Annotated in this window: 25 protein-coding genes and 1 riboswitch; of the genes, 19 read left to right on the plus strand and 6 right to left on the minus strand. The window is 62.9% G+C overall.

Annotation, left to right across the window (positions count from 1 at the left end; translation table 11 throughout):
• The first annotated feature begins 202 nt into the window (after window positions 1–202).
• From U873_RS0103975 to U873_RS0104005, 7 genes are all read left to right on the plus strand, one after another.
• Window positions 203–925, plus strand: a complete 723-nt coding sequence (locus tag U873_RS0103975; RefSeq protein WP_025127001.1) for a response regulator transcription factor — start codon at window positions 203–205, stop codon at window positions 923–925.
• A complete protein-coding gene (locus U873_RS0103980) occupies window positions 912–2,267 on the plus strand; it encodes a sensor histidine kinase (RefSeq protein ID WP_025127002.1) in 1,356 nt (451 codons plus the stop codon). The genes U873_RS0103975 and U873_RS0103980 overlap by 14 nt, the downstream gene beginning before the upstream one ends.
• A 117-nt stretch (window positions 2,268–2,384) precedes the next feature.
• Window positions 2,385–3,287: a cysteine synthase CysM gene (gene cysM, locus U873_RS0103985; RefSeq protein ID WP_025127003.1), complete on the plus strand. Its 903-nt coding sequence runs from the start codon at window positions 2,385–2,387 to the stop codon at window positions 3,285–3,287.
• Window positions 3,287–4,639, plus strand: a complete 1,353-nt coding sequence (gene rlmD, locus U873_RS0103990) for a 23S rRNA (uracil(1939)-C(5))-methyltransferase RlmD (protein ID WP_025127004.1) — start codon at window positions 3,287–3,289, stop codon at window positions 4,637–4,639. The genes cysM and rlmD overlap by 1 nt, the downstream gene beginning before the upstream one ends.
• Window positions 4,640–4,761: 122 nt before the next feature.
• Window positions 4,762–7,005 carry a GTP diphosphokinase gene (gene relA / locus U873_RS0103995; protein WP_025127005.1) on the plus strand — a complete coding sequence of 748 codons (2,244 nt, stop codon included), beginning with the start codon at window positions 4,762–4,764 and terminating at the stop codon, window positions 7,003–7,005.
• A 24-nt stretch (window positions 7,006–7,029) separates the two neighbouring features.
• The gene (gene mazG / locus U873_RS0104000) at window positions 7,030–7,863 is read left to right on the plus strand and encodes a nucleoside triphosphate pyrophosphohydrolase (protein ID WP_025127006.1); all 834 of its coding nucleotides are present in this window, start codon (window positions 7,030–7,032) and stop codon (window positions 7,861–7,863) included.
• Between the two features lie 26 nt (window positions 7,864–7,889).
• A complete protein-coding gene (locus U873_RS0104005; protein ID WP_025127007.1) occupies window positions 7,890–8,429 on the plus strand; it encodes a DUF2058 domain-containing protein in 540 nt (179 codons plus the stop codon).
• Between the two features lie 102 nt (window positions 8,430–8,531).
• On the opposite strand, the gene U873_RS0104010 is transcribed toward U873_RS0104005, so the two are convergent.
• From U873_RS0104010 to purM, 4 genes are all read right to left on the minus strand, one after another.
• The gene (locus U873_RS0104010; RefSeq protein WP_025127008.1) at window positions 8,532–8,720 is read right to left on the minus strand and encodes a hypothetical protein; all 189 of its coding nucleotides are present in this window, start codon (window positions 8,718–8,720) and stop codon (window positions 8,532–8,534) included.
• 283 nt (window positions 8,721–9,003) lie between these two features.
• Entirely contained in the window at window positions 9,004–9,717 is a 714-nt protein-coding gene (locus tag U873_RS0104015) for a DUF3108 domain-containing protein (protein ID WP_025127009.1), read from the minus strand.
• Window positions 9,718–9,725: 8 nt separating this feature from the next.
• Window positions 9,726–10,376, minus strand: coding sequence for a phosphoribosylglycinamide formyltransferase (purN, locus tag U873_RS0104020; protein WP_025127010.1), 651 nt, complete (start codon window positions 10,374–10,376; stop codon window positions 9,726–9,728).
• Window positions 10,377–10,387: 11 nt separating this feature from the next.
• Window positions 10,388–11,446, minus strand: coding sequence for a phosphoribosylformylglycinamidine cyclo-ligase (gene purM, locus U873_RS0104025; RefSeq protein ID WP_025127011.1), 1,059 nt, complete (start codon window positions 11,444–11,446; stop codon window positions 10,388–10,390).
• Window positions 11,447–11,815: 369 nt separating this feature from the next.
• Here purM and U873_RS0104030 point away from each other — a divergent pair, with 369 nt between their 5' ends.
• The 6 genes from U873_RS0104030 (at window position 11,816) to U873_RS0104055 (ending at window position 17,132) form a co-directional block, all read left to right on the plus strand.
• Entirely contained in the window at window positions 11,816–12,862 is a 1,047-nt protein-coding gene (locus U873_RS0104030) for a DUF2066 domain-containing protein (RefSeq protein WP_025127012.1), read from the plus strand.
• A gap of 37 nt (window positions 12,863–12,899) precedes the next feature.
• Window positions 12,900–13,973, plus strand: a complete 1,074-nt coding sequence (locus tag U873_RS0104035; RefSeq protein ID WP_025127013.1) for an AI-2E family transporter — start codon at window positions 12,900–12,902, stop codon at window positions 13,971–13,973.
• 228 nt (window positions 13,974–14,201) lie between these two features.
• Window positions 14,202–14,906, plus strand: coding sequence for a DnaA regulatory inactivator Hda (gene hda / locus U873_RS0104040; RefSeq protein ID WP_025127014.1), 705 nt, complete (start codon window positions 14,202–14,204; stop codon window positions 14,904–14,906).
• A 223-nt stretch (window positions 14,907–15,129) separates the two neighbouring features.
• Window positions 15,130–15,750, plus strand: coding sequence for a C40 family peptidase (locus U873_RS0104045; protein ID WP_025127015.1), 621 nt, complete (start codon window positions 15,130–15,132; stop codon window positions 15,748–15,750).
• 164 nt (window positions 15,751–15,914) lie between these two features.
• The gene (locus U873_RS0104050) at window positions 15,915–16,448 is read left to right on the plus strand and encodes a C40 family peptidase (protein ID WP_025127016.1); all 534 of its coding nucleotides are present in this window, start codon (window positions 15,915–15,917) and stop codon (window positions 16,446–16,448) included.
• 21 nt (window positions 16,449–16,469) lie between these two features.
• The gene (locus U873_RS0104055) at window positions 16,470–17,132 is read left to right on the plus strand and encodes a class I SAM-dependent methyltransferase (RefSeq protein ID WP_025127017.1); all 663 of its coding nucleotides are present in this window, start codon (window positions 16,470–16,472) and stop codon (window positions 17,130–17,132) included.
• Window positions 17,133–17,134: 2 nt separating this feature from the next.
• On the opposite strand, the gene U873_RS0104060 is transcribed toward U873_RS0104055, so the two are convergent.
• Together U873_RS0104060 and U873_RS0104065 are read right to left on the minus strand one after the other, a co-directional pair.
• A complete protein-coding gene (locus tag U873_RS0104060; RefSeq protein ID WP_025127018.1) occupies window positions 17,135–18,454 on the minus strand; it encodes a sorbosone dehydrogenase family protein in 1,320 nt (439 codons plus the stop codon).
• Window positions 18,455–18,524: 70 nt separating this feature from the next.
• Complete coding sequence (locus U873_RS0104065; RefSeq protein WP_025127019.1) at window positions 18,525–19,106, minus strand: hypothetical protein; 582 nt, start codon at window positions 19,104–19,106, stop codon at window positions 18,525–18,527.
• Window positions 19,107–19,276: 170 nt separating this feature from the next.
• Window positions 19,277–19,510: riboswitch (cobalamin riboswitch) on the plus strand.
• A gap of 79 nt (window positions 19,511–19,589) precedes the next feature.
• Between U873_RS0104065 and cobO the strand changes: the two genes are divergently transcribed.
• The 6 genes from cobO to U873_RS0104095 are packed head-to-tail and all read left to right on the plus strand — an operon-like array spanning window position 19,590 to window position 25,524.
• A complete protein-coding gene (cobO, locus tag U873_RS0104070; RefSeq protein ID WP_025127020.1) occupies window positions 19,590–20,201 on the plus strand; it encodes a cob(I)yrinic acid a,c-diamide adenosyltransferase in 612 nt (203 codons plus the stop codon).
• A 10-nt stretch (window positions 20,202–20,211) separates the two neighbouring features.
• The gene (locus tag U873_RS0104075; RefSeq protein WP_025127021.1) at window positions 20,212–21,543 is read left to right on the plus strand and encodes a cobyrinate a,c-diamide synthase; all 1,332 of its coding nucleotides are present in this window, start codon (window positions 20,212–20,214) and stop codon (window positions 21,541–21,543) included.
• A complete protein-coding gene (gene bluB / locus U873_RS0104080; protein ID WP_025127022.1) occupies window positions 21,536–22,186 on the plus strand; it encodes a 5,6-dimethylbenzimidazole synthase in 651 nt (216 codons plus the stop codon). Before U873_RS0104075 ends, bluB begins: the two co-directional genes overlap by 8 nt.
• A complete protein-coding gene (gene cbiB, locus U873_RS0104085; RefSeq protein ID WP_025127023.1) occupies window positions 22,183–23,091 on the plus strand; it encodes an adenosylcobinamide-phosphate synthase CbiB in 909 nt (302 codons plus the stop codon). Before bluB ends, cbiB begins: the two co-directional genes overlap by 4 nt.
• Complete coding sequence (cobD, locus tag U873_RS0104090) at window positions 23,084–24,076, plus strand: threonine-phosphate decarboxylase CobD (RefSeq protein WP_025127024.1); 993 nt, start codon at window positions 23,084–23,086, stop codon at window positions 24,074–24,076. The genes cbiB and cobD overlap by 8 nt, the downstream gene beginning before the upstream one ends.
• Entirely contained in the window at window positions 24,073–25,524 is a 1,452-nt protein-coding gene (locus tag U873_RS0104095; protein ID WP_025127025.1) for a cobyric acid synthase, read from the plus strand. Before cobD ends, U873_RS0104095 begins: the two co-directional genes overlap by 4 nt.
• The last annotated feature ends 32 nt before the right edge of the window (window positions 25,525–25,556 follow it).

Raw genomic sequence — 25,556 nt, forward strand, 5'->3', positions numbered from 1 at the left:
ACGCTGTTTTGAAAGGTCGACGGGCACGTCCGTGATGCGCCACCTGCGCAGTGTAACGATTTGCCCGGGGCTGATCTCGGCAAATTGTGGCGGGGCAAGCGACGGCCGGGCAGTTGAGCAGGAGGCTGCGACCAAGGCATTGGTTGCCGTGATCCGGGCAATCTTGAATAATCGCCCAACTGAGAATGACTTGCAGAAGCTAATGACTCCCGTAGCTGTTGAGCCGCCCCGCATCCTGACCATTGAAGACGACCCGGTGCTCGGTGCCTATGTGCACGAGCAACTGGGGCGTTGCGGCTTTGCCGTGACCTGGTGCCAGAACGGCCAAGAAGGCCTGGGGATCGCCCGCCGTGAAAGCTTCGATGTGGTGCTGATGGACATCCTGCTGCCGGGGATGGACGGCCTGGCGCTGTTGACCCACTTTCGCCAGAGCCACTCCACGCCGGTGCTGCTGATGTCGGCCCTGGGGGCAGAGGCCGATCGCATCAGCGGCTTTCGCCTGGGCGCCGATGATTACCTGCCCAAGCCGTTCAGCATGGCCGAGTTGCGGGTACGCATCGAAGCCATTCTGCGCCGGGTGGCGCTGGATCGGCGACCGATGCCGCCGGTGCCCAGCAGCTCTGTGCAGAGCCTGCGTTTTGACGATGAACTGTGCGATGTGTTCTTTGCCGAGCAATGGGCCGGCCTGACCCGCAGCGAGTACCGTCTGCTCGAGACCTTGCACCGCAATGGCGATGAGGTGCTGAGCAAGGCCTTCCTTTATCAGCATGTGTTGCAGCGAGGCTATGCGGCCCACGATCGCAGCCTGGACATGCACGTCAGCCAGATTCGCCGCAAGCTCAAGGCACTTGGCTACAGCGAGCGGGAGCTGCGCACGGTGTGGGGCAAGGGTTACGTGCTGGGCGCCTTTGATGAGCTGGCCTGATCTGCCCGGGCGGCACTCGTTGTTCTGGAAGCTGGCCTGCCTGCTGGTCGCCTTCTGCCTGTTGATGATCTGGCTGAGCTGGTCCTGGGGCCGCTATGTGGAGCAGAAGAACCTCTACCTCTCCGATGAGGCACGAGCCACCCTCGGCAATTATGCGCGGGAGGCCGAGCAGGCCTGGAAAAATGGCCAGAATGCCGGCGTCGATGCCTGGATCCAGCAGGTGGCCAGCCGCGAGAGCAGCTGGATCGGGGTCATCGGCAGTGACCTGCAATCGCTGAGCAGCTACCCGCTGACCTCGCGGGAGGCCCAGCACCTGACCTTCCTGCGGGGCGCCGACTGGCCGGTCAGTCGCCATGCCCAGGGTTTGCCGTGGCTGAAGATTGCGTTTCCCGATGATCCGTCCCTCGGCAGCCTGGTCATCGAGTTGCCGCAACGTTTCATGCCCGGGCGCTACCGGGCGTTCTGGCGGGTGATCACCAACGGTGTGATCCCCGGTCTGTTCACCTTGCTGCTGTGCGTCGGTCTGTACCGCTTGCTGGTGGTGCCGCTGAACCAGTTGCGTGAACAGGCCAATGCCTGGCGGGCGGAGCAGTTGAACGCTCGCCTGTCTTCGCAGACCACTCAACGCAAGGATGAACTGGGAGAGCTGGGACGGGCCTTCGACCAGATGTCCGAGCGCCTGCAGAGCACTGTGGCGGTGCAGCAGCAGTTGCTGCGGGACCTGTCCCACGAGTTGCGCACGCCCCTGAGTCGCCTGCGGGTGGCTTGTGACAGTGAACAGGACCTGCCAGCGTTGCGTGACCGCCTGGCCCGGGAGGTCGACGGCATGCAGCGGCTGGTGGAGGACACGCTGCAATTGGCCTGGTTGGACACGGAAAGAGCGCCCTTGCCCGATGAGCAGATCCAGCTCCAGGCACTGTGGGAAATGCTCTGCGAAAACGCCTGTTTCGAAAGCGGCTGGCCCTCCGAACAGCTGCGCTGCGAGCTAGGAGGGGAGTGCTGGGTGCGTGGTCATCTCAATACCCTGGCCCAGGCCCTGGAAAACATCCTGCGCAACGCCATTCGACATTCGCCCCCCGGGGCCCTGGTTACGCTCGATGGGCGGCGCGACGGCGAATACTGGCATCTGTGGCTGGATGATCAAGGCCCGGGTGTGGCCGAAGAAGAGCTGGAACGGATCTTCGATCCTTTCATCCGTCTGGACGGTTCGCGGCCGGGGGATGGGGGGTTCGGCCTGGGCCTGAGCATCGCGCGCAATGCGGTGTGGCGCCAGGGCGGGCAGTTGTGGGCACAGAACACCGGCCGCGGGCTGCGCATTCATCTGCGTCTGTTGGGCGCTTGAGCTCCGGGATTGGTGGCCTTATATCAATAAGCCATAAGCCCCGCACTTTGCGTGATATGGCGCTCGGACGTTTGCCGGTATGATAGGCGCCCCCGCAGTCTGGATTGCGAATACGCCATGACCTTGCAGTACCCAACCATCGCCGATTGCGTCGGCAACACCCCGCTGGTTCGTTTGCAGCGCCTGCCTGGCGTCACCAGCAATACCCTGCTGCTCAAGCTTGAGGGCAATAACCCGGCGGGCTCGGTCAAGGACCGTCCGGCACTGTCGATGATCACCCGCGCCGAGTTGCGCGGGCAGATCCAGGCCGGCGATACGCTGATCGAAGCGACCTCGGGCAACACCGGGATTGCCCTGGCGATGGCGGCGGCGATCAAGGGTTACAAGATGATCCTGATCATGCCCGACAACTCCAGCGCCGAGCGCAAGGCGGCGATGACCGCCTACGGTGCCGAACTGATTCTGGTCAGCCAGGAAGAGGGCATGGAAGGTGCCCGTGACCTGGCGGAGCGGATGCAGGCGGAAGGTCGCGGCAAGGTGCTCGACCAGTTCGCCAATGGCGACAACCCGGAGGCCCACTACACGGGAACCGGTCCGGAAATCTGGCGCCAGACCCAGGGCAGCATCACCCATTTCATCAGCTCGATGGGCACCACCGGCACCATCATGGGCACCTCGCGCTACTTGAAAGAACAGAATCCTGGGGTGCAGATCATCGGCCTGCAGCCCATGGAAGGCTCGGCCATTCCCGGCATCCGCCGCTGGCCCGAGGAGTACCTGCCGAAGATCTACCAGGCCAGTCGGGTCGATCGGATTGTCGACATGGCCCAGAGCGAAGCCGAGGACGTGACCCGGCGCCTGGCCCGTGAAGAGGGCATCTTCTGTGGCGTGTCTTCCGGCGGTGCGGTGGCAGCGATGCTGCGCCTGTCCCGGGAAGTGGAAAACGCGGTCATGGTCGCGATCATCTGTGACCGTGGCGATCGTTACCTGTCGACCGGCATTTTCGATGCGCCCAACTGATGGCTAAGCACGAGAGAGGCCTGCGCTTCCAGCCGGCGGGTGGCAGTCGCGCCCCGCAGGTTCCGGTTGGCAAGAAGCAGCGCCTGAACATTCAGCGCCTGGCCAATGATGGTCGCGGCATTGCCTTCATCGACGGACGCACCTGGTTTGTCAGTGGTGCCCTGGCCGGTGAAGACGTCGAGGCTCGGGTGCTGGGGGCTCACGGCAAGGTCGTGGAGGCCCGTGCCGAGCGCATCTTCAACGCCAGTGACTTGCGCCGTCCGGCGGCCTGCGCCCATGCCGGGCGCTGTGGCGGTTGCAGCGTCCAGCATCTGCCCCATGAAGAACAACTTGCCCTGAAACAGCGCATGCTCGCCGAGCAGTTGTCCAGGGTCGCCGGTGTCGAGCCCGAGGCCTGGGCCGCCCCCTTGAGTGGCCCGGAGTTCGGTTACCGGCGTCGTGCCCGCGTGGCGGTACGCTGGGACATGAAGGGCAAGCAACTGCAAGTGGGCTTTCGCGCCGCGGGCAGCCAGGACATCGTCGCCATCGATGATTGCCCGGTGCTGGTACAAGCCTTGCAACCGATCATGAGCCGCTTGCCGGCGATGCTCCGACGCTTGAGCAAACCCCAGGCGCTGGGGCATGTGGAGTTGTTCAGCGGTTCGTCCCTGGCCGTGCTGCTGCGGCACATGGCGCCGTTGTCTGAAGCCGACCTGGGCATCCTCAAGGATTTCTGCGATTTCCATCAGGCGCAATTGTGGCTGCACGGTGAAGGCGAGCCGCAGCCCTTCGATCCATCGAAGACCCTGGGCTACCGCCTGGAGTCGTGGGATTTGCACCTGGCGTATCGACCGGGGGATTTTGTCCAGGTCAACGCCGGAGTCAACGAGGCGATGGTGGCCCAGGCACTGGAGTGGCTCGCGCCGCAAGCCCATGAACGGGTCCTGGATCTGTTCTGCGGCCTTGGCAACTTTGCCTTGCCCTTGGCCCGGCAAGTGCGCGAAGTGGTGGCGGTGGAAGGCGTGGCAACCATGGTGGCTCGGGCGGCGGAAAATGCTGCCAGCAACAATTTGCATAACACCCGCTTTTTTCAAGCCGATTTATCCCAACCCCTGAGCACTGCCGAGTGGGCCGGTGAAGGCTTTTCTGCGGTACTCTTGGACCCACCCCGCGACGGTGCTTTCGAGGTGGTCCGCACGCTGGCGACCCTGGGTGCCAAACGGTTGGTGTACGTGTCATGCAATCCGGCAACACTGGCGCGTGACACGGTCGAACTGATCAAGCAGGGCTATCGGTTAAAACGTGCCGGGATTCTCGATATGTTTCCTCAGACGGCGCATGTCGAAGCCATGGCGTTATTCGAAGCGAGCTAGGATGGCTTGTCTAATCCGACTGGCCTTTCAGGCATCGCTCGCTGGCCCTGCGAGTCTTGCCTGGGGATTGAAGGTCAGCGATTTGACGCACTGAATGTGCGTCGTAGGGAAGGTAAAGCAAGATGGTACAGGTGAGAGCGCACCAGCCGATCAACACCGACGGCAGTATCAATCTCGAGGCGTGGCTCGATCATACGGTCAGCGTCGACATGGCACTGGACCGTGAAGCCTTGAAGGAAGCCTGCGAGTTCGCTCGCGAGGCAGAGCTGAAACACAGTGCGGCGAAGAGCCTGGGTGCCGAGGACGTGTCGAGTTTCAGCACGGGCCTTGAGATCGCCGAGATCCTCGCCGATCTCAAGCTGGACCAGGATTCCCTGGTCGCCGCCGTGCTCTACCGCGGCGTCCGCGAGGGGCAGATCCAGCTGCCGGCGGTCAGTCAGCGTTTTGGTCCGGTGGTGGCCAAGCTGATCGATGGCGTGCTGCGCATGGCCGCGATCACTGCCAGCCTCAGCCCTCGTCAATCTTTGGTACTGGGTACTCAGGCGCAGGTGGAAAACCTGCGCAAGATGCTGGTGGCCATGGTCGACGACGTGCGGGTGGCACTGATCAAGCTGGCCGAGCGGACCTGCGCCATTCGTGCGGTAAAAAGTGCCGATGAAGAGAAGCGCAACCGGGTCGCCCGGGAAGTCTTCGACATCTACGCGCCCCTGGCTCATCGCCTGGGGATCGGGCATATCAAGTGGGAACTGGAGGACCTGTCCTTCCGTTACCTGGAGCCCGAGCAGTACAAGCAGATCGCCAAGTTGCTGCATGAGCGGCGCCTGGATCGCGAGCGGTTCATTTCCGATGTGATGAACCAGTTGCAGAACGAACTGCAGGCCACCGGGGTCAACGCCGATATCAGCGGGCGGGCCAAGCACATCTATTCGATCTGGCGCAAAATGCAGCGCAAGGGCCTGGAGTTCAGCCAGATCTACGATGTGCGCGCAGTGCGGGTGCTGGTGCCGGAGATGCGCGATTGCTACACCGCGCTGGGCATCGTGCACACCCTGTGGCGGCACATCCCCAAAGAGTTCGATGACTACATCGCCAACCCGAAGGAGAACGGCTACCGCTCGCTGCACACCGCGGTGATCGGCCCCGAGGGCAAGGTGCTGGAAGTGCAGATCCGCACCCACGCCATGCACGAAGAGGCCGAGCTGGGGGTTTGTGCCCACTGGAAGTACAAGGGCACCGACGTCAAGTCCGGCTCCAACCATTACGAAGAGAAAATCTCCTGGTTGCGCCAAGTGCTGGAATGGCACGAGGAGCTGGGGGATATCGGCGGCCTGGCCGAACAGCTGCGGGTGGATATCGAGCCGGACCGGGTGTACATCTTCACCCCGGATGGCCACGCCATCGACCTGCCCAAGGGCGCCACGCCGCTGGACTTCGCCTACCGGGTGCACACCGAGATCGGACACAACTGCCGTGGCGCGAAGATCAACGGGCGCATCGTGCCCCTCAACTACAGCCTGCAGACCGGCGAGCAGGTGGAAATCATCACCAGCAAGCACGGCACGCCGAGCCGCGACTGGCTGAACCCCAACCTGGGCTATGTCACCACGTCCCGCGCGCGGGCGAAGATCGTCCACTGGTTCAAGCTGCAGGCCCGCGACCAGAACGTCGCGGCCGGCAAGACCCTGCTGGAGCGCGAGCTCAACCGTCTGGACCTGCCCCAGGTGGACTTCGACAATCTGGCCGACAAGGCCAACATGAAGACCGCCGAGGACCTGTTCGCCGCCCTGGGCGCAGGCGACCTGCGCCTGGCGCAACTGGTCAACCTGGCCCAGCAGCTGGTGGAGCCGGAACGTGGCAACGAGCAGCTGGAACTGATTCCGCGCAAGGCGACGGGCTACAAGCCGGGCAAGCGTGGCGATATCCAGATCCAGGGCGTAGGCAACCTGATGACCCAGATGGCCGGCTGCTGCCAGCCACTGCCTGGGGATGCGATCGTTGGCTACATCACCCAGGGGCGGGGCGTTAGCATTCACCGCCAGGATTGCGCTTCGGTGCTGCAATTGGCCGGTCGTGAGCCAGAGCGGATCATCCAGGTCAGCTGGGGCCCGGTGCCGGTGCTGACCTACCCGGTGGACATCATCATTCGCGCCTACGACCGTTCCGGTCTGCTGCGTGACGTGTCCCAGGTCCTGCTCAACGAGCGGATCAACGTGCTGGCGGTCAACACTCGCTCGAACAAGGAGGACAACACCGCGCTGATGTCCCTGACCATCGAGATTCCGGGGTTGGACGCATTGGGGCGGCTGCTGGGGCGGATTTCCCAGTTGCCGAACATCATCGAGACCCGGCGCAATCGCACCCCGTGATGCCGGTATGAAATGGATGAACTGATGTACAGCCTTGAAGACCTGCTCCACCTGATGGCGCGCCTGCGGGACCCGCAATACGGTTGCCCCTGGGACATCAAGCAGAACTACGCCAGCATCGTCCCCCACACCCTGGAAGAAGCTTATGAAGTAGCCGACGCCATCGAGCGCGGCGACTTCGACCACTTGCAGGGCGAGCTGGGGGACCTGCTGTTCCAGGTGGTGTACTACAGCCAGCTGGCCCGGGAAGAGGGACGTTTCGAGTTCGACGGGGTGGTGGACAGCATCACGCGCAAGCTGATCCGCCGCCATCCCCACGTGTTTCCCACCGGGGACCTGTATGCGCCGCTGGACATCCCGCGGCTGGATGAAGAGCAGGTCAAGGAGCGCTGGGAGCAGATCAAGGCCGAGGAGCGTGCGGAGAAGTCCGACGCCCCCCAGCAGTTGTCCCTGCTCGACGATGTGCCGGCGGCATTGCCGGCCTTGTCCCGTGCGGCCAAGTTGCAGAAGCGTGCGGCCCAGGTCGGTTTTGACTGGCCCGAAGCCCTGCCGGTGGTGGACAAGGTCCGTGAAGAGCTGGATGAAGTGCTGGAAGCCATGGCAGATAACGACGCGGCAGCGATCACTGATGAAATCGGTGACCTGCTGTTCGTGGTGGTCAACCTGGCCAGGCACCTCAAGGTCGACCCGGAAACCGCGTTGCGCGGTGCCAATGCCAAGTTTGACCGGCGCTTTCGATTTATCGAGCAGGCATTGCGCGACACTCGCCGTCCCATGGAAGATTGCACCCTCGAAGAGTTGGACGCCCTGTGGGGCGAAGCCAAACGCCAGGAAAAGAATTTGCCCAGCTGCGGCTGAGGCCGTTGCCTAAGTGAGTAAGCACCATGAGCCTTTCCCTTCGCGACCAGTTGCTCAAAGCAGGGCTGGTCAACCAAAAGCAGGCCAAGCAGGTCAGCAAAGACAAGCAGAAGCAGCAGCGTCTGGCCCACAAGGGCCAGATCGAGCTCGATGACTCTCAGCAGCGTGCCGCCCAGGAGGCCATGGCCGAAAAGGTCAAGCGCGACCAGGAGCTCAACCGCCAGCAACAGGAGAAGGCTGAGCAGAAGGCCCGCGCCGCGCAGGTCAAGCAGTTGATCGAAGTCTCGCGCCTGCCGAAGCTGACCACCGAGGACTACTACAACTTCGTCGACGACAAGAAGGTCAAGCGTCTGTCGGTGAACACCCTGATGCGCAACAAGCTGAGCAGCGGCTCCCTGGCCATCGTCCATCACGGCGGTGGTTATGAGGTGATCCCTCGCGAGGCGGCGCTGAAGATCCAGGAGCGTGATCCGCGCCGGATCGTGCAGCTCAATACCCCCACCGAAGCGCCGGACGAGGATGATCCGTACGCGGCCTACCAGATCCCTGACGATCTGATGTGGTAAGCCTGCACTGACGACAAACCCCGCTCATGGCGGGGTTTGTCGTTTATGGGGGGAGGCCGGTGATCCGCGTTGAGATCCCGGTGCTCCGGCGCTGGCCTGGAGTCAGGAACTCTGGGGGGCGCGGTTCTGTTCGAGGATTTCCAGTTCGGCCTTGTAGCTGTGGGCGTCGCTTTCGGAGTGGAACATGCCCACCAGCATGTCTTGTTGATGTACATCCCAGATCCGTACACCCGCGGCTACGCCTTCATGGGACATGTGTGAATCGTCGCGTTCAGTTACTTTTACAGTCATCTGCTAGCTCCAATCTCTGTTGATCTGCAGCAAGGCGTGTGCAGGACTCTTTTATATATTTTGTTAGCTTGCTAAGTAAATTGCCTGAGTCTGCAACAGACCTTTGCAGGATTGAAGACAATCCTGCAGCCCGCGAAAACCGTGACATTTCGCCGCAGGGCGGGATGTTTCATGACAAAAGTTTCATCTTCGCGGCCTTGCACTGGCCGTTGCAAAGAGACCGGGTGCATGAATTGCGAGCCAAAAAAAGCCCCGCATTGCGGGGCTTCGTTCGGCTGCTGGCTTAGCTGCCTTTGACCGTCTTGCCGGCGACGGTGCCGTTGAGGAGCATGATGTTGTACTCCTTGCCGTCGGTTTCCACCTGTTGCAGGCGGACCAGCAGGTAGTCCCAGTCCTTGGCGAACCACATCACCGTGGTGCGCTTGCTTTGTGTCGGGTCGCGCACGCGCTCGACCTTGATCGCATCGATCTGGCCGGCCTTGGTGTCGACTTTTTCGGCGCCCAGCACGCGGAAGTCGTAGGTGTCGACTTCACCGCCATCGACCACCTGGTAGCTCATGGTTTTCTTGCCGGCGGCCACGTCATGCTGCAAGGCGAGCTGGTAGGTGGATTTGTCCACCATGCCGGTGTTCAGCTGCAGCTTGACCGCATCACCACGGTCGGTGCCGGTGACCATCTTGGCGGACCAGTCGAAATCCAGGTCGGCTTTCTTGGCCTTGCCCAGACCGCCACGCTCGAAGTGATAGGACTGGGGCACCAGGGTGTCCTTGTCCAGGGTCAGGGTGCTTTCTTCCGTCAGGCTGGCAATCATCATCGAGGCCTTGAAGCTGAGCTTCCAGGCACCATTGGCGGTTTTTTCCAGGCTGCGTTCAGCAGTGCCGCTCATGGGCAGCTGCTTCCAATCGGCGGTGTAGCTGGCGGAGAACGGTTGAAGGTCTGCCGCCTGCACAGCCGGCAGGGCGAACAGAGCACAAGCGAAGAGCAGGGCGCGACGCATAAAATCTCCTAGGTTCGAATCAAATAGCCGCTGGCGGCCAGCAATTGACCATCCAGTAAAGCACCCTGGTCGCCAAGCGTCAGTCGATCTTCGGCAAACCAGCGTACGGCCATGGGGTAAATCCGGTGTTCCTGAACGTGCACTCGCTGCGCAAGGCTTTGCGGCGAGTCGTGCAACTCTACCGGGATCACAGCCTGTACGACCAGAGGCCCGCCATCGAGTTCCTCGGTGACGAAGTGCACACTGCAGCCGTGTTCCGTATCTCCGGCCTCCAGCGCCCGCTGATGAGTGTGTAACCCTTTGTATTTGGGCAGCAGCGACGGGTGGATATTCAGCAGGCGACCCTGATAGTGGCGGACGAAGCCGCCGCTGAGGATGCGCATGAACCCCGCCAGGACTACCAGTTTGGGCTGGAAGGTATCGATCAGCTCGATCAGCCCGCGGTCGAAGGCCTCGCGGCCCTCGAAGGTGGTGTGATCGAGGAAGCGGGTGGGGATTCCCGCGTCCTTGGCGCGCTGCAGGCCGTAGGCATCAGCACGGTTGGAAATCACGGCAGCGATGCGGACCGGGCTGTCGCCGGTCTGCACGCTGTCGATCAGGGCTTGCAGGTTACTGCCGGTGCCGGACAGCAGCACCACAACATCACAGGTCGGCGACATCCGCTCTTGCATCAGTGAGCCTTGAGGTTCTTCAGCTCGACCTGGGCTGCGCCTTCGGCAGCGGTGGCGATCTGGCCAATGACCCATGGCTGTTCGCCAGCGGCGCGCAGGGCATTCAGGGCGGTTTCAACCTGATCCTGAGCCACGCAGATGACCATGCCCACGCCGCAGTTCAGGACGCGGTGCATTTCGTGCTCGTCGACGTTGCCTTTCTCCTGCAGCCAGTCGAATACCGCCGGGCGCTGCCAGCTCGCCACGTCGACCACTGCCTGGGCGCCTTTTGGCAGCACGCGCGGGATGTTGTCCAGCAGGCCGCCGCCGGTGATGTGGGCCATGGCCTTGACCGCGCCGGTGTCCTTGATCAGCTTGAGCAGCGGCTTGACATAGATGCGGGTCGGGGCCATCAGCAGGTCGGTCAGGGGTTTGCCGTCCAGCTGGATGTTCTCGATATCGGCGCCCGAAACTTCGATGATCTTGCGGATCAGCGAGTAGCCGTTGGAGTGCGGGCCGGAAGAGGGCAGGGCCAGCAGGGCGTCGCCGGCAGCCACTTTCGAGCCGTCGATGATTTCCGATTTCTCCACCACGCCAACGCAGAAGCCGGCCAGGTCGTAGTCTTCGCCTTCGTACATGCCGGGCATTTCAGCGGTCTCGCCACCCACCAGGGAGCAGCCGGACAGTTCGCAGCCCGCACCGATGCCGGTCACGACCTGGGCCGCGGTATCGACGTTGAGCTTGCCGGTGGCGTAGTAGTCGAGGAAGAACAGTGGCTCGGCACCGCAGACCACCAGGTCGTTGACGCACATGGCCACCAGGTCGATGCCGATGCTGTCGTGCTTGTTCAGGTTCAGGGCCAGGCGCAGCTTGGTGCCGACGCCGTCGGTGCCGGAAACCAGAACAGGTTGCTTGTAGCCGGCCGGGATTTCGCAGAGGGCGCCGAAACCGCCCAGGCCGCCCATGACTTCCGGGCGCGCAGTGCGCTTGGCGACGCTCTTGATGCGTTCGACCAATGCTTCACCGGCGTCGATGTCTACACCGGCGTCTTTGTAGCTCAGGGAGGGTTGCTTGCTCATGATCCAGGCCTTTAGGGGGGATTCAGGGGTATCGACCGATCCAGTGAGACTGCCCAGGCACTGTGAAAGTGTTTCAGGGTGCCCAGCTGATGCCGGTCTGCGAAGGCGCGCGATTTTATCAGGCTTGAGGGGCAGCGGCCATCCTCGGGCCGACGGGTAGAGGCATATCCGCTTAAAAAAACCGCCATTGGCCGTGTTGGTGGTCCTGCTCATGTCTGTATAAGGTATAGCGTTCAAGTGGCTATCGTTATGACAGTGCGAAAACAATCGGGCGCGAGGTGAATGTTTTGCCGGGGCTTGTGGTCACAGCCTTGCTCGCCGTGATGGATGCGTGCTGTTTCAATCTTTTTTTGTCGTCGGGAATCTTCCATGCGTCTGGGTAAATTTCTGTTTGTGGGCTGTCTGTCATTGATCAGCCTGGCGAGTCATGCCGAAACCCTCAATGGCCTCTATCAAGTACGTGAACCGGTCAGCAGCCAGTCGCCTGAAGAGCGCGACCAGGCGACCCAGCGCGCGCTGGAAATCCTGGTGCTGCGTCTCACCGGTGACGCCAAGGCTGCTCAAGGTCCCGGGCTGGCGGCGATCCGCAAGGACCCGCAGCAGATCATCAGCCAGTACGGCTATGACGCCGGCCCGCCGGAAAGCCTGCAAGTGGACTTCGATCCGGTCAGTACCGATCGCGCCTTGCGCCAGGCGGGATTGTCGCTGTGGGGCAACAACCGGCCTTCGATCCTGAGCTGGTGGCTGAACGACTCCACCGAAGGCTCGAGCCTGGTGGGAGATGGCCAAGCCAGTGCGGCTCCGCTGCGGCGTGCGGCCCAGCACCGTGGGCTGCCCTTGCGTTTGCCCCTGGGGGACCTGAATGAGCAGATCGTCGCTACGGCGCCGAATCTTGAGGGCTCCGACCCGGCGCCGCTGCGCGAGGCTTCGGAGCGCTATGGCGCTGACGCGCTGCTGGCGGTGCATGCCCGGGAGGAGGGTGGCCAGTGGCAGGCCAAGTGGCGGCTGTGGCTCGGCGATCAGAAAGAGCAGGGTTCGGTTCAGGGCGCGGACACCGCAGCCTTGGCCGATGCCGTGCTGTTGGCGGTGAGCCAGCGCCTGGCGCCGCGCTTCGCCACCCGTCCAGGCACCTCCAGCGAGCAGTTGCTGGAAGTCCAGGGCATGAATCTTGAGCACTATGCGGCGCTGGGGCATCTGCTGGAGCCGTTCGGTGCGCAGTTGCAGAGTGTCGAAGGGGATCGGATCGTTTATCGGGTCAACGGCAGTGCCGAGCAGTTGCGGGCGCAGTTGTCCCTGGCCAGGTTGCAGGAGATTCCTGCCGGTGAGGCGCAGGCGCCGGTGCAGGCGCCGGTGCAGGCTGGCGAAGGTGCGGTTCCGGCAGTGGCGCCGGCAGCGCAGCTGCGTTTTCGTTGGTAGCAGGTTGTTTCCTTCTATATAGAAGCTGGAGTGGTGTATGGCTGACACGCGTCGTTGGGTCTGGTTGGGTGGGGTCTTGCTGGCCTGTGGGTTTGTCTACCTGCTGCACCCGATCCTCAGTCCGTTCCTGGTGGCGCTGTTGCTGGCCTACCTGTTCGATCCGCTGGTGGATCGCCTGGAGAAGTGGGGCTTGTCGCGAACCTGGGGGGTGGTCACGGTGTTCGCACTGTTCACCCTGATCGTGATGACGCTGTTGCTGGTACTGGTGCCGATGCTGGCCAAACAATTGGTCAGGCTCTATGAGCTGGCGCCGCAGATGCTCGACTGGGTGCAGCACACCGCCATGCCCTGGGTGCAGTCCCGCCTGGGGCTGGCAGACGGATTCTGGAAGTTCGACAAGGTCAAGGCGGCCATCAGCGAGCATATGGGCCAGACCACCGATATCGTCGGCGTGGTGCTGAGCCAGGCCACTGCCTCGGGTTTGGCGCTGATCGGCTGGCTGGCCAACCTGGTGTTGATCCCGGTGGTGAGCTTCTACCTGCTGCGGGACTGGGACCTGATGATGGCCAAGATCCGCAGCCTGCTGCCGCGCAACCGCGAAGAGCGGGTAGTGGCGCTGGCGGGTGAGTGTCATGAGGTGCTGGGAGCGTTCGTGCGCGGGCAGTTGCTGGTGATGCTGGCCCTTGGCGTGATCTATGCGGCAGGCCTGATGCTGGTGGGGCTCGAGCTGGGGCTGTTGATCGGCTTGATAGCGGGGCTGGCGGCGATAGTGCCGTACATGGGCTTCGTCATCGGCATCGGTGCGGCATTGGTTGCCGGGCTGTTCCAGTTCGGTGGTGATCTGTACCCCATGATTGGCATCGTCGCAGTGTTCATGGTCGGGCAGGCGCTTGAGGGAATGGTGCTGACGCCATTGTTGGTGGGGGATCGCATCGGCCTGCACCCGGTGGCGGTGATTTTCGCGATTCTTGCCGGCGGCGAGCTGTTTGGTTTCACTGGGGTTCTGCTGGCGTTGCCGGTCGCCGCGGTGATCATGGTGCTGGTGCGTCATGTGCATGACCTGTACAAGGACTCGGATCTTTACAGCGGTGCTGAAGACCCCGATCTGTAAGGGCGGCGCAGGGGGCGAGGCGCCATGCACTCTGAGTGGATGTTCAGTCGTGAGCTTTGGCCTTCGCTCCCCCAGGCTGTCAAAGATCCCCCCTGGCTGGCTCTCGGCTGACGCAAACCTTTGATTTTGCTTGTGGTCTGCTGCATTGTGCGCTCGGCGTCACGGGTATAAACTTTGCAAACTTTACACAGAGGCCACTAACGGTTCCTTTGGAACTGTTCAGTCAGCATGAAACCGATTCAGCTGCCCCTAGGTGTGCGTCTGCGTGATGACGCCACCTTCATCAACTACTACCCAGGCGCCAACGCCGCTGCACTCGGCTATGTCGAGCGCCTATGCGAAGCCGACGCCGGCTGGACCGAGAGCCTGATCTATCTCTGGGGCAAGGATGGTGTGGGGCGCACGCACTTGCTGCAGGCGGCCTGCCTGCGTTTCGAGCAGATGGGCGAGCCGGCGGTGTACCTGCCTCTGGCGGAGTTGCTGGATCGCGGGATCGAGATTCTCGACAACCTGGAGCAGTACGAACTGGTTTGCCTGGATGATCTGCAGGCGGTGGCCGGCAAGGCCGACTGGGAAGAGGCGCTGTTCCACCTGTTCAATCGCTTGCGTGACAGTGGCCGGCGCCTGCTGATTGCGGCGTCGACGTCGCCCCGTGAATTGCCGGTGAAGCTGGCGGACCTGAAATCGCGCCTGACCCTGGCGCTGATCTTCCAGATGCGCCCGCTGTCCGATGAGGACAAGCTGCGTGCCCTGCAGTTGCGTGCATCCCGTCGCGGGTTGCACCTGACCGACGAAGTTGGACATTTTATTCTGACCCGCGGTACGCGCAGCATGAGTGCCTTGTTCGATCTCCTTGAGCAGCTCGATCAGGCGTCACTGCAAGCCCAGCGCAAGCTGACCATCCCGTTCCTGAAAGAAACCCTGGGTTGGTAAAATCAAGGCCTGCAGGGCTTTTGCGAGCGGCTCTCGGCATATTTCAGGCGCCAGAAATCGTACCTTTGGAAGGCTTTCCAGAGGCAGGTGGACTTAAAATGGGCTTAAAGCCTTAGATGTACTCAAGAAACTCATAAGTCACATTCTGATCGATTGAATTTGCAAATGAGGGCGATAGAAGGCATAGTCGCGTCTTCTTTTATTTCAAGCCACGGTCGTGCCCATGCTAAATCGCTTCGCACCCCTCGTGCCTCTCGCACTCGTCACCCTGTTGTTTGGTTGCGCTTCACACACTCCGGTGTCCCAGCAGCAGCCCGTGCAACAGACTCAAGTCTCGGTAAAAAACCAATCTTCCGCTGTTGATCAGGAAGAGCTGGCAACTGAAAAGGAACTGGCAGAGTTTTCTGACAGCAAGCCTTACCAGTTGCCAGTTCTGGCCGACAGCATCCTCGAGCGCGGCATGTCCCTGATCGGTACCCGTTACCGTTTCGGCGGTACCTCGGAAGCCGGCTTCGATTGCAGTGGTTTCATCGGTTACCTGTTTCGTGAAGAGGCGGGCATGAACCTGCCACGCTCCACTCGCGAAATGATCAACGTCAAGGCCCCTCTGGTGGCGCGTAACAACCTCAAGCCGGGTGATCTGCTGTTCTTCAGCACCAACGGCCGCGGGCGCGTCAGCCACGCTGGGATCTACCTGGGGGATGATCAGTTCATCCATTCCAGCAGCCGTCGCAGTGGCGGTGTGCGGGTCGATAGCCTGGGCGACAGCTACTGGAGCAAGACCTTCATTGAGGCCAAGCGTGCACTCGCCATGGCTCCAACCGTGGTCACCGCGCGCAAATAAGCGGACTATTTGTAGGGCGAAGTTAAAGTCTTACTTGAAGTTTGGCGTGTAGACGCTAGAATCCTGATCTATTGTTGAAACTAACCGCGTGAGCCCTGCTTACGCGGTTTTGTTTTCAGTGTCACGGCAGAGAAAGCCGCATCCCGATCAGGATTGTTCAGCTTATGTCGACCTCAGCCCGCATCATCCTCATTGCCTTCGCAGCGCTGCTCAGCGCTTGTGCCAGCCGTACCCCGCCACCTGCGCCTGTGGTACGTGCTCCGGTATTCAACGCCCCTCAAGCCTTTTCTCCGGTTGCCGAAGACGTGCTGTTTCGTGCATTGGGTCTGGTGGGAACGCCTTATCGCTGGGGTGGCAATACCCCGGATTCAGGGTTCGATTGCAGCGGCCTGATCGGTTATGTCTACCGTGATGCGGCAGGCATCTCGCTACCGCGTTCGACCCGGGAAATGATCGGTATGCAGGCGCCTGACGTGGGCAAGGGCTCACTGCAGACCGGCGACCTGATCTTCTTTGCCACCAATGGCGGCTCCCAGGTCAGCCATGCCGGGATCTACGTCGGTGAAGGGCGTTTCGTGCATGCGCCGGCCACCGGTGGCACGGTGAAGCTCGATAGCCTGTCCAAGGCCTATTGGCAAAAAGCCTACCTGAGCGCCAAGCGCGTGCTGCAGCCGGAACACCTGGCGCACAATCCGTAAGCCAACCTGATCGAGGTGCCCGTGACAGCCCGTACGCTCAACCTCGATGACACCCTTTACCAATACCTGCTGGACGTCTCCCTGCGCGAGACGCCCTTGCTGCGCCGTCTTCGGGATGAAACCCAGGCCTTGCCCACCGCTCGCTGGCAGGTGGCGCCCGAGCAGGGGCAGTTTTTGGCGTTGCTGGTCAAGCTGATCGGGGCTCGTCGTGTGCTCGAAGTGGGGACGTTCACGGGCTACAGCGCCTTGTGCATGGCCCAGGCACTGCCTGAGGATGGTTCGCTGACCTGCTGTGATCTTCCTGGCGATTACAACGCGACGGCCCGTCGTTACTGGCAGGAGGCCGGTCTCGATCAGCGTATAGAGCTGCGCTTGGCGCCTGCGCTGGAGACGCTCGTCAAGCTGGAGCGAGCGGGGCAGGGCGAGAGCTTCGACTTGATCTTTATCGACGCCGACAAGGCCAATTACCCGGTCTATCTGGAGTACGCATTGCGCTTGCTGCGGGTCGGAGGGTTGGCAGTGTTCGATAACACCTTGTGGAGCGGTCGAGTGCTGGAGGTCGATGCGCAAAGCGAAGACACCCGAGCCATCCAGGCGCTCAATCGCGCCTTGAAGGATGACTCGCGCATCGACCTGTCGTTGCTGCCTTTGGGGGACGGCTTGAGCCTGTGCCGCAAGCGCTGAATCTATTGTGTCTTGGCAGCGGAAACTCGCCAGATCTTGTTGCCGACGTCATCGGCGACCAATAGATCGCCTTGCTGATCGATCACCACACCCACCGGGCGGCCCATGGCGTTCTCGTCGCTGTCGAGGAAGCCGCTGAGCACGTCGATCGGCTGTCCCTGGGGTTTGCCTGCACTGAAGGGGACGAAAATCACTTTGTAGCCGCTGTGGGGCTTGCGGTTCCAGGAGCCGTGCTGGCCGATGAAGACGCCCTCGGTGAACGGTGCTGGCAGCTTGCTGCCTTCGGCGAAGGCCAGCCCCAGCGACGCCGTGTGCGGGCCGACGGCGTAGTCCGGAGCGATCGCCTTGGCCACCAGGTCGAGGTTCTGGGGTTTGACCCGCACATCCACATGTTGCCCGTAGTAACTGAAGGGCCAGCCATAGAAGGCGCCGTCCTTGACCGAGGTGATGTAGTCCGGCACCAGGTCACTGCCGATCTCGTCCCGCTCGTTGACTGCGGTCCACAGTGCGCCGCTGGTGGGTTCCCAGGCCAGGCCGTTGGGGTTGCGCAGGCCGGTGGCAAACAGGCGGTGCTTGCCGCTGGCGCGATCCAGTTCCCAGATCGCCGCCCGACCCTGTTCCTTGTCCAGACCATTTTCGCCGACGTTGCTGTTGGAGCCCACGGTGACGTACAGCTTGCTCCCGTCCTTGCTGGCGATGACGTTCTTGGTCCAGTGATGGTTGAGGGGGCCGCCGGGCAGTTCGGCCACTGTGCTGGCAGCTGCGCTGATCCGGGTGTCGCCGCTCTGGTAGGGGAAGCGCAGCAGCTTGTCGGTATCCGCTATGTACAGGTCATTGCCCACCAGGGTCATGCCAAAGGGCGAGTTGAGGTTCTCCAGGAGTACCGTGCGGGTTTCCGCCACGCCATCGTGGTCCTGATCCCGCAGCAGGGTAATGCGGTTGGCGCTGGGTACTGCGGCGCCGGCCCGGCCCATCACCTTGCCGGCGATCCAGCCGCGAATACCCTGGCTGTCATCCGGCTTGGGCGGCGCATTGGTTTCTGCCACCAGTACGTCGCCATTGGGCAGCACATAGAGCCAGCGCGGATGGTCAAGGTTTTCGGCGAAGGCATTGACCTGGGTGCCGGGCGCGGCCACGGGTTTCGCCCCCTGAGGCCATCCAACGGCCGGGGCAATGTTGACCGTCGGAATCAGCGTCGGATTGGGCTCCGGCAGTTTGGGGGTCGGTCCGGTGCCGTCCGAAACCTGCAGGCTGGAGGTTTCGCCGCAGGCCGTGAGGCTGGCGGCAATGGCGATAAGCAAGGCGTGGCGAGCGTTGAGCATGCGAATTTCCCTATGAGTGCACGGGCGTCGTAGTCATAGAGGAGCATAGCCAGTGGATGGTTCCGCCCGATCAGCGTGCTTCCTTGAACAGTACGGCGACCCCGGGGTGATAGTTGCCGGCGTCGTTGCGCAGCTTGCGATAGGCGTAGGGGAAGTACCAGGCCACTGCGCAGCAGTGTTCCTTCTGCAATTCATCCAGCATGTCCTGGAGTTCTTCGGGAGTGGCGCTGTGCTGGGCCTTTTGTGGGGCCACGAACAGGCAGCCGAGCTTCAAGTCGCTGGCGTAGCTGATCTTTTTCGCGTCGCTGGCGATGTCCAGCAGTGCTTGGGTCAGGTGCAGGCTGTTGACCCGTGGCCAGCGTTGGGTGACCTGGAGATAGGCGCGCTCCTCCTTGGTGGCCAGGTACAGGTCGGTGCGGGCATTGCGAGCGCCTTCTTCCTGCTGCTTTTTGCTCGGGCTGTGTTCCAGGCTGACCATCTCGGCCATCCAGGCTGCTGCGGAGAGCAGTCCCAGGTTGGCCTGTTCGTCGAACCAGTACGGGGTTTCGTTATCACCGCGAATCGCGTTGTAGCGGTCAATGCAATCGAACCAGCGTTCCAGCATCGGGCGCATAAATTCCAGTTTTGGATTGCTGATGATCATGCCTTGCATCGAACTCACCCCTTATTGTTGTGTGGCTGGACTTCATGTCCGGGAATGTGGCTATTTGATATCACCGCTCTGAGTGTGGCACAAGATTGGCGTCAGTTTGTTGATGCAGTGCAGTTTTGTGCGGTGAGCGACAGCCGGCTTTAATTGACGCTCCACCCCCAACCCTCTAACCTTCGCGACTTGTTTCAGGTGCTCTGTGGCCGGTGGCCGACAGAGTGAAACAGGGAAGCCGGTCAGGGCCTGTTCCAGCGATGGAATGGGCGACGATTCCGGCGCTGCCCCCGCAACGGTAGATGAGTCAAGACTGCGTTGGATGCCACTGTGTCGATCACACGGGAAGGCGCGCAGTCCGGCAGCCATGCCCCTCATGAGCCCGGAGACCGGCCTGATCCATCCAACGGCATCACGGTGGGCGATGCCAGGCTGACGCCATCTGTTTGTTTTCCTGCCCGCCGTTCCCCAGCCCCAACGGAGAGCTGCCCCATGAGTGAATCCCCCGATCGTGACGAGCGCCATCTGGCGCGCATGTTGCGCAAAAAAGCCGTGATCGATGAGCGCATTGCCAACGCGCCGAATGAATGCGGGCTACTGCTGGTGCTGACCGGCAATGGCAAAGGCAAGAGCAGTTCGGCCTTCGGCATGCTGGCGCGTTCCATGGGGCATGGCATGCAGTGCGGCGTGGTGCAGTTCATCAAGGGCCGCAACAGCACGGGCGAGGAGTTGTTCTTCCGCCGTTTTCCAGAGCAGGTGCGGTTTCATGTGATGGGCGAAGGCTTTACCTGGGAAACCCAGGATCGCCAGCGGGATATCGCTGCTGCCGAGGCCGCCTGGGCGGTTTCCAGGGAGCTGTTGAGCGACCCGGCCATTGGTCTGGTGGTGCTCGATGAGCTGAACATCGCCCTCAAGCACGGCTATCTGGACCTGGATCAGGTGCTCAGTGACCTGCAAGCCCGTCCGCCCATGCAGCACGTGGTGGTAACCGGGCGCGGCGCCAAGCCGGAAATGATCGAGCTGGCCGATACGGTCACCGAAATGGGGGTGGTCAAGCACGCCTTCCAGGCTGGCATCAAGGCGCAGAAAGGTGTCGAGCTGTGAGTGTGAATTCATGACCGACATTCGTCATTGCCCCGCGGTATTGATTGCCGCACCGGCCTCCGGCCAGGGCAAGACCACGGTGACCGCAGCCCTGGCTCGCTTGCACCGTAATCAGGGGCGCAAGGTGCGGGTGTTCAAGTGCGGCCCGGACTTTCTCGATCCGATGATCCTAGAGCGCGCCAGCGGCGCTGCGGTGTACCAGCTGGACATGTGGATGGTTGGCGAGCAGGAAAGCCGGCGCCTGCTCTGGGAGGCTGCAGGCGAGGCCGACCTGATCCTGATCGAAGGCGTCATGGGACTGTTCGACGGCAGCCCCTCCAGCGCCGACCTGGCACGGCATTTCGGCGTGCCGGTGCTGGGGGTGATCGACGGCACGGCCATGGCCCAGACCTTTGGCGCCTTGGCCCTGGGATTGGCGCGCTACCAGCCGGACTTGCCGTTCGCCGGAGTGCTGGCCAATCGGGTCGGCACCTTGCGCCACGCACAGTTGCTTGAGGGCAGTCTCACCGAAGGCTTGCGTTGGTACGGCGCCTTGTCCCGGGAAACCGGGATCGAGCTGCCGAGTCGTCACCTGGGGCTGGTGCAGGCCAGTGAGCTGAATGACCTGGACCTGCGCCTGGATGCTGCCGCCGAGGCCCTGGCTGGCAGCTGCGAAGTGGCGCTGCCGCCGGCGGTGGCGTTTGCCCCGCCGCAGCCTGCAGCCTGCGAGCCGTTGCTTGAAGGCGTGCGCATCGCTGTGGCGCGGGATGAGGCGTTTGCCTTTACCTACGGCGCGAGCCTGGACCTGTTGCGGGCCATGGGCGCGCAATTGAGCTTTTTCTCGCCGATCCACGATCGGCAATTGCCCGAGGCAGACAGTTTGTACCTGCCGGGTGGCTACCCCGAGCTGCACCATCTGGCGCTGGCGCAGAACACTCCGATGCTGGAGGCCATCCGCGCTCACCATGGCGCTGGCAAGCCATTGCTCGCCGAGTGTGGCGGCATGCTGTACCTGCTGGATGGCCTGACCGACGTCGAGGGCCAGCGTGCGCAGTTGCTCGGCTTGCTGCCCGGTGAGGCGGTGATGCAGAAGCGCCTGGCTGCCCTGGCCCTGCAGGCAGTGGAGCTGCCGGAGGGTAGCTTGCGTGGTCACACCTATCACCATTCACTGACCAGTACCGAGCTTGAGCCCATAGCCCGGGGCCTGAGCCCCAACGGTGGCCGCGGCGCGGAAGCGGTGTACCGCAACGGGCGGATGACCGCCTCTTATGTGCACTTCTACTTCCCGTCCAATCCGGCGGCGGTGGCGGCGCTGTTCCTGCCCGACGGGGCTGTCGGTGCTGAGGGTGTCGCGGGTGACTGATCAGGCTTTTTCTGCGGCCGAGCGCGACGCGGTCTACCGCGCCATTGCCGAGCGGCGCGACATGCGTCACTTCGCCGGCGGCAGTGTCGAGCCGGCGCTGTTGCAGCGCCTGCTGGAAGCGGCGCACCAGGCACCGAGTGTTGGCCTGATGCAGCCCTGGCGCTTTATCCGTATCACTGACCCTGAGCTGCGAGGGCGGATCCAGCGGCTGGTGGAGGAGGAGCGGGTGCGCACCGCCGAGGCGCTGGGCGAGCGTTCCGACGAGTTCATGAAGCTCAAGGTCGAGGGCATCAATGACTGCGCCGAGGTCCTGGTAGCGGCATTGATGGACGGGCGTGAACGGCATGTGTTCGGCCGCCGGACCCTGCCGGAAATGGATCTGGCCTCATTGTCCTGCGCCATTCAGAACCTCTGGCTGGCTGCGCGCAGCGAAGGCCTAGGCATGGGCTGGGTGTCGCTGTTCGAGCCCCAGGCCCTGGCCGAGCTGCTGGGGTTGCCGGCCGGTGCCAAGCCTGTGGCGGTATTGTGCCTGGGGCCGGTCACCGAGTTTTACCCGGCACCGATGCTGGCGCTGCAAGGCTGGGCGCAGCCACGGCCGTTGACTGAGTTGTTGTATGAGAATTACTGGGGAGTGAGTCAATGAGTGTGGCGTTGCTGAGTGTCGCCGGGGTGGCGCTGGATGCGCTGCTGGGCGAACCCAAGCGCTGGCATCCGCTGGTGGCGTTCGGCCGAGTGGCGGATCGTATCGAGCAACGTTTCAACGCTGCCGGCCGTGGCTGGCGCAGCCACGGAGTGACCGCCTGGGTCCTCGCGGTGCTGCCCTTGACCCTGCTGGCGACGGCACTCTCCTGGCTGCCCTACATCGGTTGGCTGGTCGAGGTCCTGGCGCTGTACTGCGCCCTGGGATTGCGCAGTCTCGGCGAGCACGTCGAGCCTGTGGCCCAGGCCTTGCGCAGTGACGATCTGGATGAGGCTCGGCGGCGAGTGGGGTTTCTGGTGAGCCGCCAGACCAGTGAACTGGACAGCACTGAGGTGGCCCGTGCGGCCACCGAGTCGGTGCTGGAAAACGGCAGCGACGCTGTGTTTGCCGCCTTGTTCTGGTTTGCCGTGGCCGGTGCGCCAGGAGTGGTGCTCTATCGTCTGAGCAACACCCTGGATGCGATGTGGGGCTATCGCAACGAGCGTTTCGAGCGCTTCGGCTGGGCGGCGGCGAAGATCGACGACCTGCTCAACTTCATTCCGGCGCGCCTGGTGGCCCTGACCTACGCCCTGCTGGGCAAGACCCGCCTGGCATTCAAGTGCTGGCGCCGCCAGGGGCCGACCTGGGACAGCCCGAATGCCGGTCCGGTGATGGCCGCCGGCGCGGGCGCCCTGGGCGTGGAACTGGGTGGCGCGGCGATCTATCACGGTGAGCTGCATCAGCGTCCGCCCTTGGGCGAAGGCGAGCCGGCAAGTGCCGGTTCCATCGATCGCGGTTGGCAATTGGTGCAACGGGGTGTGTGGCTGTGGCTGCTGATTCTTTGCCTGGGGGCTGAGCTTTATGCTTGAACACGGTGGAAGGTTGCGCAAGGCGGCCCGGGAGTACGGGATCGCCGAAGAGGCCTGGCTGGACCTGTCCAGCGGACTGGCGCCCTGGCCCTTTCCGCTGCCGGCCATTCCCTTGCGTGCCTGGGCGCGCCTGCCGGAAACCGATGACGGGCTCGAGCAGGCGGCTTGTGCCTATTACGGTGCCAGCGAAGTCTTGCCGGTGGCCGGTTCCCAGGCGGCCATCCAATTGCTGCCGCGCCTGCGGCGCACGGGCAAGGTCGGGGTGCTGTCGCCCTGTTACGCCGAGCATGCCGAGGCCTGGCGCCGCAGCGGTTATCGGGTGCGCGAAGTACTGGAACAGGAAGTGGACTTCTTTCTCGACAGCCTCGATGTGCTGGTGGTGGTCAACCCCAACAATCCCACGGGCCTGAGCCTGACGCCGGAACGCCTGCTGGACTGGCATGCCCGGCTGGCCCAGCGCGGTGGCTGGCTGGTGGTGGATGAAGCCTTTATGGACAACACGCGGGACCTGAGCCTGGCCCGGCACGCCCATCAGGTGGGGCTGATCGTGCTGCGCTCGTTCGGCAAGTTCTTTGGCCTGGCCGGTGTGCGCCTGGGGTTTGTCCTGGCTGAGCGTCGACTGCTCAAGTTGCTGGCCGAGCAGGTCGGGCCCTGGGCGGTCAGCGGGCCCACCCGGGTGGTGGGACAGGCCTGCCTGCGGGACGTCGAAGGGCATGCCCGGCAACGGCTGCGCAGCGAGGCGGCGAGTCAGCGGCTGGTGGAAGTCCTCGACCGTCATGGGTTCAAGCCCCAGGGCGGTTGCGCACTGTTCCAATGGCTGATCACGGCCGAGGCCGAAGGCCTATACCAATTCATGGCGCGGCGCGGCATTCTCCTGCGGCTGTTCCCCCACAACAGCAGCCTGCGTTTCGGCCTGCCCGCCGACGAGGCTGACTGGGCGCGCCTGGAGCAGGCATTGCAGGCCTATCGCAAGGACCACCCATGACTACGCTGATGGTGCAGGGCACCACTTCGGATGCGGGCAAGAGCACGCTGGTCACCGCGCTGTGTCGCTGGCTGCTGCGCCAGGGCGTAAGAGTGGTGCCGTTCAAGCCGCAGAACATGGCGCTCAACAGCGCCGTGACGGCAGATGGCGGCGAGATCGGCCGGGCCCAGGCGGTCCAGGCCCAGGCGGCCAACCTGGCCCCGCACACCGATATGAACCCGGTGCTGCTCAAGCCCAATAGCGACACCGGTTCCCAGGTCATCATCCATGGACGTGCGGTTACCAGCATGAACGCGGTGGCCTATCACGACTACAAAGCCATTGCCATGCAGGCCGTGCTGGCCTCCCACGAGCGCTTGCGGGACGCTTATCAGGTGGTGATGGTGGAAGGCGCCGGTTCGCCGGCGGAGATCAATCTGCGGGCCGGTGATATCGCCAACATGGGCTTTGCCGAGGCGGTGGATTGCCCGGTACTGCTGATCGCCGATATCAATCGCGGTGGCGTGTTCGCCCATCTGGTGGGCACCCTGGAACTGCTGTCCGCCAGTGAGCAGGCTCGGGTCAAGGGCTTCATCATCAACCGCTTTCGTGGCGACCTGGCCCTGCTGCAACCGGGGCTGGACTGGCTGGAAGCGCGCACCGGCAAGCCGGTGATCGGTGTGCTGCCCTATGTCATGGACTTGCACCTGGAGGCCGAGGACGGCATCGACCAGCGCCAGGCCGACAAGGTCGAGCAACTGCTCAAGGTGGTGGTGCCAGTGCTGCCGCGGATCAGCAACCACACGGACTTCGACCCACTGCGCCTGCATCCCCAGGTCGACCTGCAGTTCATCGGTCCCGGGCAGCCAATCCCCTCTGCGGACCTGATCATTCTGCCCGGTTCGAAAAGCGTGCGTGCCGACCTCGACTACCTGCGGGCCAACGGCTGGGACCGGGCGATTGCCCGGCACTTGCGCTATGGCGGCAAGCTGTTGGGGATCTGTGGTGGCCTGCAGATGCTCGGTGAGCAATTGCACGATCCTTTGGGGTTGGAAGGTGCCGCTGGCTCCAGCCCCGGCCTGGGCTTGCTGGCTTTCGAAACCGTGCTCGAAGAACAGAAGCAACTGCGCAATGTCAGTGGGCGCCTGAGCTTGGAGAATGCCGCGATCAGCGGTTATGAAATCCATGCCGGTGTGACCCGGGGGGCGGCCCTGGAACGGGCCGCCGTGCAGTTGGACGATGGTCGCAGCGACGGCGCCTGCAGTCTCGATGGGCAGATTCTCGGCACCTACCTGCACGGTCTGTTCGAGACGCCGGCCGCCTGTGGCGCGCTGTTGCGCTGGGCTGGTCTGCAGCAGGTGCAGGAAGTGGATTACCACGCCTTGCGTGAACGTGACATCGAACGGCTGGCGGACCTGGTGGAGCGTCACCTGGACACCGGCGCGCTGCGTCAGCTCTGCGGCCTGTAGGTCCGGTCGACCATTTTTTCAAAGGTGCCCAA

This window comes from Pseudomonas sp. PH1b (genome assembly GCF_000633395.1).
Classification (GTDB): Bacteria; Pseudomonadota; Gammaproteobacteria; order Pseudomonadales; family Pseudomonadaceae; genus Aquipseudomonas.

What these genes read in the sequence shown, in the direction of transcription:
- U873_RS0104005 (WP_025127007.1), top strand. Translation starts at nt 7,890, where the DNA reads ATGAGCCTTTCCCTTCGCGACCAGTTGCTCAAAGCAGGGCTGGTCAAC.
- cbiB (WP_025127023.1), top strand. Translation starts at nt 22,183, where the DNA reads ATGAGTGTGGCGTTGCTGAGTGTCGCCGGGGTGGCGCTGGATGCGCTG.
- U873_RS0104060 (WP_025127018.1), bottom strand. Translation starts at nt 18,454, where the DNA reads ATGCTCAACGCTCGCCACGCCTTGCTTATCGCCATTGCCGCCAGCCTC.
- purM (WP_025127011.1), bottom strand. Translation starts at nt 11,446, where the DNA reads ATGAGCAAGCAACCCTCCCTGAGCTACAAAGACGCCGGTGTAGACATC.
- hda (WP_025127014.1), top strand. Translation starts at nt 14,202, where the DNA reads ATGAAACCGATTCAGCTGCCCCTAGGTGTGCGTCTGCGTGATGACGCC.
- U873_RS0104015 (WP_025127009.1), bottom strand. Translation starts at nt 9,717, where the DNA reads ATGCGTCGCGCCCTGCTCTTCGCTTGTGCTCTGTTCGCCCTGCCGGCT.
- purN (WP_025127010.1), bottom strand. Translation starts at nt 10,376, where the DNA reads ATGTCGCCGACCTGTGATGTTGTGGTGCTGCTGTCCGGCACCGGCAGT.
- mazG (WP_025127006.1), top strand. Translation starts at nt 7,030, where the DNA reads ATGTACAGCCTTGAAGACCTGCTCCACCTGATGGCGCGCCTGCGGGAC.
- U873_RS0104095 (WP_025127025.1), top strand. Translation starts at nt 24,073, where the DNA reads ATGACTACGCTGATGGTGCAGGGCACCACTTCGGATGCGGGCAAGAGC.
- U873_RS0104065 (WP_025127019.1), bottom strand. Translation starts at nt 19,106, where the DNA reads ATGCAAGGCATGATCATCAGCAATCCAAAACTGGAATTTATGCGCCCG.
- U873_RS0104045 (WP_025127015.1), top strand. Translation starts at nt 15,130, where the DNA reads ATGCTAAATCGCTTCGCACCCCTCGTGCCTCTCGCACTCGTCACCCTG.
- U873_RS0104050 (WP_025127016.1), top strand. Translation starts at nt 15,915, where the DNA reads ATGTCGACCTCAGCCCGCATCATCCTCATTGCCTTCGCAGCGCTGCTC.
- cobO (WP_025127020.1), top strand. Translation starts at nt 19,590, where the DNA reads ATGAGTGAATCCCCCGATCGTGACGAGCGCCATCTGGCGCGCATGTTG.
- cysM (WP_025127003.1), top strand. Translation starts at nt 2,385, where the DNA reads ATGACCTTGCAGTACCCAACCATCGCCGATTGCGTCGGCAACACCCCG.
- U873_RS0104010 (WP_025127008.1), bottom strand. Translation starts at nt 8,720, where the DNA reads ATGACTGTAAAAGTAACTGAACGCGACGATTCACACATGTCCCATGAA.
- U873_RS0103980 (WP_025127002.1), top strand. Translation starts at nt 912, where the DNA reads ATGAGCTGGCCTGATCTGCCCGGGCGGCACTCGTTGTTCTGGAAGCTG.
- cobD (WP_025127024.1), top strand. Translation starts at nt 23,084, where the DNA reads ATGCTTGAACACGGTGGAAGGTTGCGCAAGGCGGCCCGGGAGTACGGG.
- U873_RS0104030 (WP_025127012.1), top strand. Translation starts at nt 11,816, where the DNA reads ATGCGTCTGGGTAAATTTCTGTTTGTGGGCTGTCTGTCATTGATCAGC.
- relA (WP_025127005.1), top strand. Translation starts at nt 4,762, where the DNA reads ATGGTACAGGTGAGAGCGCACCAGCCGATCAACACCGACGGCAGTATC.
- U873_RS0104075 (WP_025127021.1), top strand. Translation starts at nt 20,212, where the DNA reads ATGACCGACATTCGTCATTGCCCCGCGGTATTGATTGCCGCACCGGCC.
- U873_RS0104035 (WP_025127013.1), top strand. Translation starts at nt 12,900, where the DNA reads ATGGCTGACACGCGTCGTTGGGTCTGGTTGGGTGGGGTCTTGCTGGCC.
- U873_RS0103975 (WP_025127001.1), top strand. Translation starts at nt 203, where the DNA reads ATGACTCCCGTAGCTGTTGAGCCGCCCCGCATCCTGACCATTGAAGAC.
- rlmD (WP_025127004.1), top strand. Translation starts at nt 3,287, where the DNA reads ATGGCTAAGCACGAGAGAGGCCTGCGCTTCCAGCCGGCGGGTGGCAGT.